The sequence below is a fragment of the Portibacter lacus genome (genome assembly GCF_021533215.1).
GTDB classification, from domain to species: domain Bacteria; phylum Bacteroidota; class Bacteroidia; order Chitinophagales; family Saprospiraceae; genus Portibacter; species Portibacter lacus.
Map to the genome: position 1 here is coordinate 1 of NZ_JAJNKA010000043.1, position 1,011 is coordinate 1,011.

Below are 1,011 nucleotides of genomic sequence, written 5' to 3' on the forward strand. Positions count from 1 at the left end.
AATCACAAATAACCAATGGCGGATTAACAGCACTAGCATATAGTGATGTAGAAGTATTGATAACAGAAGCCCAGTTCTTGGCAGAGTCAGGAAGTGCAGTGAGTGATGAGTGTACGATCTTTGAAGTATACTATGTAGATGTAGTATCAGGGACTTGTCCATATACAGTGACCAGAACTTTCAGAGTACTGGATCCATGTTTAAATGAGACGATTTGTGTACAGACCATCACAATAGATGATACCACAGCACCGGTAGTCACTTGTCCAAGTGATATCACAGTAGAAGGGTGTGATGAATCACAAATAACCAATGGCGGATTAACAGCACTAGCGTATAGTGATGTAGAAGTATTGATAACAGAAGCACAGTTCTTGGCAGAGTCAGGAAGTGCAGTGAGTGATGAGTGTACGATCTTTGAAGTATACTATGTAGATGTAGTATCAGGCACTTGTCCATATACAGTGACAAGAACCTTCAGAGTACTGGATCCATGTTTAAATGAGACGATTTGTGTACAGACCATCACAATAGATGATACAACCGCACCAGTAGTCACTTGTCCAAGTGATATCACAGTAGAAGGTTGTGATGAATCACAAATAACCAATGGTGGATTAACAGCACTAGCCTACAGTGATGTAGAAGTATTGATTACAGAAGCACAATTCTTGGCAGAGTCAGGAAGTGCAGTAAGTGATGAGTGTACGATCTTTGAAGTATACTATGTAGATGTAGTATCAGGGACTTGTCCATATACAGTGACCAGAACCTTCAGAGTATTAGATCCATGTTTGAATGAGACGATCTGTGTACAGACCATCACAATAGATGATACGACCGCACCAGTAGTCACTTGTCCAAGTGATATTACGGTAGAAGGGTGTGATGAATCACAAATAACCAATGGCGGATTAACAGCACTAGCATATAGTGATGTAGAAGTATTGATAACAGAAGCGCAGTTCTTGGCAGAGTCAGGAAGTGCAGTGAGTGATGAGTGTACGATCT

Annotated in this window: 1 pseudogene; it reads left to right on the forward strand. The window is 40.9% G+C overall.

Going from position 1 to position 1,011, the window contains the following annotated elements:
* Nucleotides 1-1,011 (forward strand): annotated as a pseudogene (locus tag L2586_RS24365) (hypothetical protein); the annotation flags it as partial.